The organism is Promicromonospora sp. NPDC060271 (assembly GCF_042726755.1).
Taxonomy (GTDB): Bacteria; Actinomycetota; Actinomycetes; order Actinomycetales; family Cellulomonadaceae; genus Promicromonospora.
This window is the reverse complement of record NZ_JBHXBG010000222.1, coordinates 1-8,188: the sequence shown is the minus strand read 5'-3', so window position 1 is coordinate 8,188 and position 8,188 is coordinate 1. Positions and strand designations below refer to the sequence as shown.

At 71.6% G+C, this 8,188-nt stretch carries 10 protein-coding genes; all 10 read right to left on the bottom strand.

Annotated elements, in window-relative coordinates; translation table 11 throughout:
• Positions 1-72: 72 nt before the first annotated feature.
• Positions 73-873, bottom strand: coding sequence for an isoprenyl transferase (locus tag ACFWE2_RS23320; protein WP_377226591.1), 801 nt, complete (start codon positions 871-873; stop codon positions 73-75).
• Entirely contained in the window at positions 873-1,619 is a 747-nt protein-coding gene (recO, locus tag ACFWE2_RS23315; protein WP_377226590.1) for a DNA repair protein RecO, read from the bottom strand. The genes ACFWE2_RS23320 and recO overlap by 1 nt, the downstream gene beginning before the upstream one ends.
• A gap of 62 nt (positions 1,620-1,681) precedes the next feature.
• A complete protein-coding gene (locus ACFWE2_RS23310) occupies positions 1,682-2,311 on the bottom strand; it encodes a hypothetical protein (protein WP_377226589.1) in 630 nt (209 codons plus the stop codon).
• 84 nt (positions 2,312-2,395) lie between these two features.
• Positions 2,396-3,151 carry a cytochrome d ubiquinol oxidase subunit II gene (locus tag ACFWE2_RS23305; RefSeq protein ID WP_377226588.1) on the bottom strand — a complete coding sequence of 252 codons (756 nt, stop codon included), beginning with the start codon at positions 3,149-3,151 and terminating at the stop codon, positions 2,396-2,398.
• A 106-nt stretch (positions 3,152-3,257) separates the two neighbouring features.
• Positions 3,258-3,860, bottom strand: a complete 603-nt coding sequence (locus ACFWE2_RS23300) for an NTP transferase domain-containing protein (RefSeq protein WP_377226593.1) — start codon at positions 3,858-3,860, stop codon at positions 3,258-3,260.
• 115 nt (positions 3,861-3,975) lie between these two features.
• Complete coding sequence (locus tag ACFWE2_RS23295; RefSeq protein WP_377226587.1) at positions 3,976-4,785, bottom strand: ABC transporter permease; 810 nt, start codon at positions 4,783-4,785, stop codon at positions 3,976-3,978.
• On the bottom strand, positions 4,782-5,564 hold the full coding sequence (locus ACFWE2_RS23290; protein WP_377226586.1) for an ABC transporter permease: 783 nt from the start codon (positions 5,562-5,564) through the stop codon (positions 4,782-4,784). Before ACFWE2_RS23290 ends, ACFWE2_RS23295 begins: the two co-directional genes overlap by 4 nt.
• Positions 5,557-6,345, bottom strand: coding sequence for an ABC transporter ATP-binding protein (locus tag ACFWE2_RS23285; protein ID WP_377226585.1), 789 nt, complete (start codon positions 6,343-6,345; stop codon positions 5,557-5,559). Before ACFWE2_RS23285 ends, ACFWE2_RS23290 begins: the two co-directional genes overlap by 8 nt.
• A gap of 2 nt (positions 6,346-6,347) precedes the next feature.
• A complete protein-coding gene (locus ACFWE2_RS23280; protein WP_377226584.1) occupies positions 6,348-7,394 on the bottom strand; it encodes an ABC transporter substrate-binding protein in 1,047 nt (348 codons plus the stop codon).
• 149 nt (positions 7,395-7,543) lie between these two features.
• Positions 7,544-8,017 (bottom strand): nucleoside deaminase, encoded by a 474-nt coding sequence (locus ACFWE2_RS23275; RefSeq protein WP_377226592.1) that lies wholly within the window; start codon positions 8,015-8,017, stop codon positions 7,544-7,546.
• Positions 8,018-8,188: the final 171 nt, after the last annotated feature.

Genomic DNA, 8,188 nt, shown 5'->3' with positions numbered 1-8,188 from the left:
CTCTGAGTAGACATCATCTACTCAGAGCAACCGACCCCGAATTCATACTGTCGCCCCTGAGTCGGGCCGCCTCTACGCCCGGGCCTGCGGGGCGTCGAGCGCGCCCCCGTAGCGGCGGTCGCGCCTCGCGTACTCCTCGACGGCGCGCCAGAGGTGCCGGCGGTCGACGTCGGGCCACGGCTCGTCGAGGAACACCATCTCGGCGTACGCGGCCTGCCACAGCATGAAGTTGGACGTGCGCTGCTCGCCGGACGACCGCAGGAACAGGTCGACGTCGGGCAGGTCGGCCAGGTACAGGTACTTCTGCACGGTCTTCTCGTTGATCCGGTTCGGGTTCAGCCGGCCGGAGGCGACGTCCCGGGCCATGGCGGCGGCGGCGTCGGCCAGCTCGGCCCGGCCCCCGTAGTTGACGCACATGGTCAGGGTGCAGAGGTCGTTGTCCTTCGTGCGCTCCTCGGCCTCCTGGAGCACGTTGATCACCGACTTCCACAGCTTCGGACGGCGTCCGGCCCAGCGGATCCGCACGCCCCACGACGCCATGACGTCGCACTGGCGCCGCATCACGTCCTGCGTGAAGTTCATCAGGAAGCTCACCTCCTCGGGTGAGCGCTTCCAGTTCTCGGTGCTGAACGCGTACGCCGAGACGTACTCGACGCCGACGTCGACGGCCCCGGCGACGACGTCGAGCAGCGACATCTCACCCGCTCGGTGGCCCTCGATCCGGGGCAGGCCGCGGGCGTTCGCCCAGCGCCCGTTGCCGTCCATGACGATGGCGACATGGCGCGGCACGAACTCCTTGGGGATCCGCGGAGCCTGAGCGCCGGACGGGTGCGGGAAGGGCGCGACCAGCTCGCGGCCCGTGGTCCGGGCCATCAGCGCTCCACCATCTTCAACGATCGCAACGTTCTCTCCAGGTAGTACTGGCCATAGGCGGCGACGAGGCCGCTCGCCTCCTTGCGGTGCCGCGCGTCGGACGCGTCGGCGGTCTCCCAGTCGCCCGCGAGCAGCGAGGACAGCAGGGCGAAGGTCTCGGGTGCCGGCGCGGTGGAACCCGGCGGCCGGCAGCGCGGGCAGACGGCGCCGCCCTGCGCGACGTTGAACGAGTGGTGCGGCCCCGGCTCGCCGCAGCGCGCGCAGTCCTCGAACGACGGCGCCCAGCCGGCCACCGCGAGCGCGCGCAGCAGGTACGAGTCGAGCACCAGGCCGGCGTCGTGGTGCCGCTCGGAGAGCGCCCGCAGCCCGCCGGCGAGCAGCCAGTACTGCTGTACCGCCGGCTCGTGCTCCTGCGCGACCAGCCGGTCGGCGGCCTCCAGCATCACCGTGCCGGCCGTGTACAGGGTGTAGTCCTCGCAGATGCGGCGGGCGTACGCGCCGATCGTCTCGACCTGCGTCACGGTGTCGAGCCCCATGCCGGGCCGCGGGCTGCGGCCGGTGTGGAGCTGCACGTCGACGGCCATGAACGGTTCCAGCCGCGCGCCGAACTTGGACGACGTGCGGCGCACGCCCTTGCCCACCCCGCGCACCTTGCCGTGCTCACGCGTCAGGAACGTGACGATGCGGTCCGCCTCACCCAGCTTGTGGGTGCGCAGCACGATCGCGTCGTCTCGGTACAGGGGCACGAGAACATCATCCCAGGTGCGTCTGACACTCCGTGCCCCTCGCGGGTCCAGCCCGTCGAGACCTACCGCTCGACGAACCGGGTGCCGTCCGACGTCAGCTCCGGCTCCCACACGAACCGGTGGATCACGTGCTTCTCGAGCACACCGCGGACGATGAGCGCGACCGTCCCCCAGATCGCGAAGAGCAGGATCGTCTGCAGGAAGTTGTTGGCGATCTTCTCGAACCCCGTCAGAGCGAGCGTGGGGATCAGGAACATCAGGCCGAGGAACGCGGGCAGCAGCTGCACGCCTACCCACTGCACCACCGAGAGCAGCTCGACGCGGCGTTCGGCGACGACGCCGTGGAAGTCCATCACGTTGACCACATGGTCAGCACGCCACTTGGCGACGTGCCGGGCGACCGTCCACTGCGCGTCCCTCGCGTCCAGGGAGGAGCTTCCGGTCGGGAGCCAGATCCCGAGGACCTGGTGGATCTCGGCGGGCGTCAGGTAGCCCTTGTCGAGGATCGTCAGGCTGTGCACCGGCGGCTGGCGCGTGTTCGTCGGCAGCACGAGCGCGGCCAGGAACAGCAGGACGCCACCGGACCCGAGCAGCGCCACCAGCGCGTCCGGGAGCCACGGCAGGAGCAGGGTCGCGGTGGCGAAAGCCAGCGCGCCGAGCAGCGCGCAGACTATGCGGTTCTTCATGGTCATGGTGAGCAGGACTTTACCGGCATCTCGCCCTGGCCCGTAGCAAAGGCCCGGCGGCGATCAGAAGAACAGACCCGGAACGACCCGTCAGAAGAACCGGGTGTCCCGCTCGCCCAGCGGGCGCGCGACGAGCCGCCACGCGAGGACCTGGAGCGCGAGGATCACCGGCAGCACCGCAATAACCACGAACCCGAGCGATGCCATGGCCTCAGGGGAGATCCCACCTCCGACGAGACGCGGCCACGCGGCGACGGCCGTCCCGACGACGGGCGCCGTGATCATCACGGAGGTGACGATCACCGGCAGCGGTCCCGTACGACGCAGGCGCCACGCGACGACGGCGTCGCCGTGCAGGCGCGTCACCACCACCGCAACGATGCCGAGGGCCAGGGCCGCGAGGCCGTTCCCCCACGCCACGCCGAGCAGCGCGCCCCAGCTCCCGGCGAGCGCGATGCTCGCAACCACGAGGACGACGTCCCACATGTCCCGCCAGATCCTGCCGGGCCGCCTGCTGCGCAGCCAGATCCCGGCGTCGCGCAGCACCCAGGATGCGACCAGCATGATCGCCACCGGCGACCCCGTGTCCAGCAGGTCCGCCGTTGCGTGCGGGAACACGCCGATCAGCACCCCGAGCGCGGCCACCAGCCACACCTCGCCGGGCACCAGCAGCGGCCCGACGGCGCCGAGCACCACGCGCCGCTCCGCCGGTTCGCGACGCCGGTCCCCGCCGGCGTGGCCGCGTTCCTGCAGCAGGGTCGCACCGGCGCCCTGGACGGCTCCGTCGAGCAGCACCCACCCCGTCACCAGGACGGCCAGGAGAACCGACCAGGCCGCTGCGTTCATCGGACCACCTCCGGCTCGGGCCTCTCGTCCGGTGTTCCGGCACGCTCCAGAGACTACGTAGCCGGACCGGTCACTGCGACAGGATTCGGGCAGTGCTCGGGGAAGGTCAGGGGCCTGCCCGGTCGACGTCGTCCCCGCCGCCCAGGTCCGTGCAGTCGACGGCGACGGCGCCATGAGCACGCAGGTACGGACCGGCACCCGTGTCGCCCCGTACCGCGTCGGCCAGCGGCCGCCAGTGCGCGCGGCCCACCACCACGGGGTGCCCGGGCGCGCCGCCGTAGCCGGCGCGGACGAGCGCGTGCCGTGCGGCGTCCGGCGCCCCGGACACGGCGGCGAGCACCCGGCGGACGGCGTCGGCCCGCAGGCCGGGCAGGTCCACGAGGGAGACGACGGCGACGTCGGCTCCGCCCGCCCCGCCGGCCGGCCCTCCGAACGCCGTCGCCCCGCCGGCCGGCCCGCTCGCCGCCGCGGCGCTCTCCCCTGCGGCGCTCTCCGCCGCGGCGAGGCCCGCCCGGAGCGAGGCCGCTATCCCGGACGCCCAGTCGGCGGCGACCACGACCCTGGCGCCGGCGGGCACCAGCTCTCGCGCCTCGTCGGCCCGCGCCCCGAGCACCACGACGACGTCCGCGCAGCCGCCGTCGAGCAGCGCGCGGCACGCGAGCTCGAGCCAGGGTGTGCCGTCGTCGGCCCGCGCGAGCGCCTTGGGCATCCCGAACCGGCTCCCGGCACCCGCCGCCAACACCACCCCGACAGGGACGACGGGAACGGGCTTGTGTTCGTCCGGGCGCACCCCAGGAACATAACCCCGTTCTCGCCCGGTCCGATCACCGGCCGTACCGGGCCAGGACGAACGACTCCGCGATCTGCGCGAGGAGGTAGAGCGCCAGGGAGGCCAGCGTCACCACCAGGACGCACGCCCAGACCAGGTTGTTCTCGGACTGTCCGACGGCGTTGACCACCATGCTGCCGATCCCCCGGCCGGTGATCAGCCACTCGGCGAGCAGCGCCCCGGTGATCGCGCCCGGCACCGAGATCCGGACCGACGCGAACAGCGCGGGCAGTGCCGACGGGAACGCCACCCTGACCAGCAGGGCAAACGGTCCCCCGCCGTACACGTGCACGACGTCGGACATCTGCCCGGACACCGAACGCAGCCCCTGGACGATGTTCACCAGCGCGGGGAACAGCACCACGATCCCGGAGACCACGGCGACGCGGACCAGCTCGTCGGAGAACAGCAGCCGGATGATCGGCGTGAGCGCGATGAGCGGCACCGCGCGCAGGATCAGCGCCACCGGCATGACGGCGGTCTCGACCGGCCGGGACAGCACGATCAGGGCCGCGGCGACCGTCGCGGCGAGCATGCCCGCCACGAACCCGATGGCGGCGTCGCCCAGCGTGACGCCGAGCGCGGTGACGATCTCCGCGCGGGTCGCGGCGGCGTCGTCGTCGGCGAAGAGGAACTCGTAGACCTCGGCCGGGCCCTTGGCGACGAAGGTGTTGTCCACCAGCGCCACCGACACGACCCACACGACGGTGAGGACCGCCAGCATCAGCAGCGCCGTGCCGAGCGCCCGGCCCAGGCCGGTCACGAGGGCGCGGCCGGTGCTTCCCCTGGTCGAGAGCTCGTTCATCCTCGTCCCCCTCCGGTCGACCACGGCACCGCTACCCGGCCCAGCACGCCGAACACCGCGTACCCGATGCCCGCGACGAGCGCGCAGGCGAACATGATTCCCCAGGCACGCTCGACCATGAGGCCCTGACCCGCGGCGACGAGCGCCGGTCCGACGCCGCGGTCCACACCGCCGATGTACTCGCCGAGGATCGCGCCGAGGAACGCGGCGGGCGCCGCGATCTTCAGCGCGCTGATGATCTCCGGCAGCGCGGACACGAGCTGCACCGTGACAAGCTGCTTCCAGCGGCCCCCGCCGTAGACCCGCACGACGTCGAGCGCCGCCCGGTCCGCGGACCGGAACCCGAGCACCGCCCCGACGACCGTGGTGAAGAAGACGGACAGCGCCGCCAGCACGACCGCCGTCGGCGCGGGGTCGCCCGGGTCCGGCGGGCCGAGCACGATGTACAGGATCGGCAGGACGGCGATGGTCGGCACGCAGTAGCTGATGACGGCGATCTGCGAGATCACCGGCTCCAGCCGCGGCGTGAGCAGCACGAGGGCCGCCAGCACGAGCGCCAGGCCGTTGCCCCACGCGAACCCGATCAGCGCCTCGACGACGGTGCCACCGAAGTTGTTCGCGTAGAACGCCCAGCCGTCGGCGGCGTACTGGCGCAGCACGCCGGGCGGCGTCGGCATCGACGAACCGTCGAACACCGTGAGCGCGAGCAGCCACCACAGCGCGACGAGGCCGGCGAGCCCGGCCCCGCCGCCCAGCCAGGCGCGGGCGCGGTCAGACATCGCCGGCCGCCGAGTCCCCGAACAGGAGCTCCGACGCCCGGTCGTGCAGGGCGTGGAACTCGGGGCTGCGCATCATCTCGGGCAGGCGCGGGCGCGGCAGGTCCACCTCGATGATCTCCTTGATCCGGCCGGGGCGCGGGCTCATGACCGCCACCTGGTCGGACAGGAAGACGGCCTCCGAGATGCCGTGCGTGACCATGAGGGTCGTCGCCGGCTTCTCGGTCCAGATCCGCAGCAGCTCCAGGTTGAGGCGCTGCCGGGTCATGTCGTCCAGGGCCCCGAAGGGCTCGTCGAGCAGCAGCACCGACGGCTTGACCACCAGGGCGCGCGCGATGGACACCCGCTGGCGCATACCGCCCGAGAGCTGACCGGGCTTGGCCTTCTCGAAGCCGGTCAGGCCGACGAGCCGGATCAGCTCGGCGATCAGCTCACGGTCGACGGGCTCGCCGGAGACCTCGAACGGCAGCCGCAGGTTGGACTCGACGGACCGCCAGGGCAGCAGGGCAGAGTCCTGGAACGCGATGCCGAGCTCGTGGCCGGCGCGAAGCTGCGCGGGGTCCTTGCCGTCCACCTTGGCGGTGCCCGACGTCGGCGCCTCCAGCCCCGCGAGGATCCGCAGGATGGTGGACTTGCCGCAGCCGCTCGGGCCCAGCAGGGACAGGAAGCTGCCCTGGTCGGTGTGCAGGGTGACGTCGTCGAGCGCGGTCACCGTCCTGCGGCCCGAACCGAACGTCTTGGACAGGCCCGCGATGTGCAGGCCGGTGCCGGACTGGTCTGTCACGATCAGCCCTTGAGCTCCGGCTTCTCCGCCAGCAGCTCCTCGAGGAGCGACAGGTCGAAGACGTCCTCCTGGGCGGCGTCGATCCCGGCAGCCTCGAACGTCGCCATGTTCTGCGCCAGCAGTTCGTCGCTGATCGTGAAGAGGCCGTTCTCGGCGGTCTCGTCGGAGTTGATCAGCTCCTCGCACTGGATGGTGTTCTGCTCGACCTCCTTGTCCAGGTCGAGATCCAGGTCCTTGCCGTACTCGTCGACGGCGAGCTTCGCGGCGCCCTCCAGGTCGGCGCAGGCGTCGGTCCAGCCCTTGATCTCGGCCTCGAGGAACGCCTTGACGACCTCGGGGCGCTCGGCGATGGTCTCGTCGGTCGCGATGACCGACTCGGCGACGAACGGCAGCCCGTTGTCGGCGAACAGGAGGTTGGTGACCTCGTGGCCCTGCGAGGAGACGATGATCGACTCGTTGGTCACGTACGCGAGGAACCCGTCGACCTCCCCGTTGACCAGCGGCTGCGGGTCGTACTGCACGGGCACGATCTCGACGTCGTCCTCGGTCAGCCCGTTGGCCGCCAGGAGGGCCGAGAACAGCAGGCCGTTGCCGCCGTCCTGCACGCCGATCTTCTTGCCCTTGAGGTCCTCGATCGTCGCGATGTCCGCGCCGTCCTTGAGGGACAGGATCGTGAACGGGTTCTTCTGGAACGTGGTGCCCACGATCTTGACGGGCGCGTCCTCGTTGGCCACGACCTGGCCGACGGTCACCGCGTTGGTCAGGCCGAAGTCGGCCTTGCCGGAGGCCACCAGGTTCTCCGTGGCGCCGGGGCCGGCGTTGAACGTGACCTCGCCGAAGCCCGCGTCCGCGTAGTAGCCCTTGCTGTCCGCCATGAACTCGCCGGCGAACTCCGCGTTCTTGATCCAGGAGAGCTGGACCGTGAGGTCGCCGAGGCCCTCCCCCTCAGCAGGGGCGTCGTCGCCGGAGGCGCACGCCGCGAGGGCGAGCGAGCAGGCGGCCGCGACGGCCGTCAGGCGCGCAGCGCGCCCAGGACGGGAAAGCATCATGTGTGGTTCTCCTGTTGAGCTGGGCGGGGTGAGCCGAAACCCGCGTTTCCATTTCGCCGGACGCTAGGGACCCACGGTTTCGCGCCTGGCGTCCACGGGTTACGCCGCCGTAAAACGTTCGGCTCGCGCCCGGATCGTTACCTGGGCGGTCAGTACGGGGTGCGCGAGGTGTGGGAGCGCCAGGCCTCGAACGGTTCCCCCGCGCGGGCGATCCGGTGCTCGACGACGGGGTGGGGCCAGGTCGACCGGTCCCGCGCCAGCAGCTCGTAGAACTCGCGGTCGTCGAAGCCGGCCCGCTCGGCGTCGTGCCGGTCCGCCGCGAAGATCACGCGGTCGACGCGGGCCCAGAGCGCCGCCGACAGGCACAGCGGGCACGGCTCGCACGACGCGTAGAGCGTCGTCCCGGCCAGCGAGAACGTCTCGAGGGCCTGGCAAGCGGCCCGGATCGCCACCACCTCGGCGTGTGCGGTGGGGTCGAGGTCGCGGGTCACCCGGTTCCCGGCCGCCGCGACCTCGACGCCGTCGCGCACGACGACGGCCCCGAAGGGGCCACCGCCGTCGGCCACGTTCCGGGTGGCGACCTCGACGGCGCGGGCGAGCCAGGTCTCGTCGTCCGGGCTCATGGCGGCCAGGGACGTGCCGGACTTCTCGATATGGCTGATCACTCTTCGATGCTCGCACCGCGGCGTTTCAACCACATTCCCAGCAGGTCACCCTCACGAAACGCCGGTTTCACCCACCGGCTTCGGCCCTTTGCACGACCTGACTCGCGAGTTCGGTCCTTTGCCTTGAGA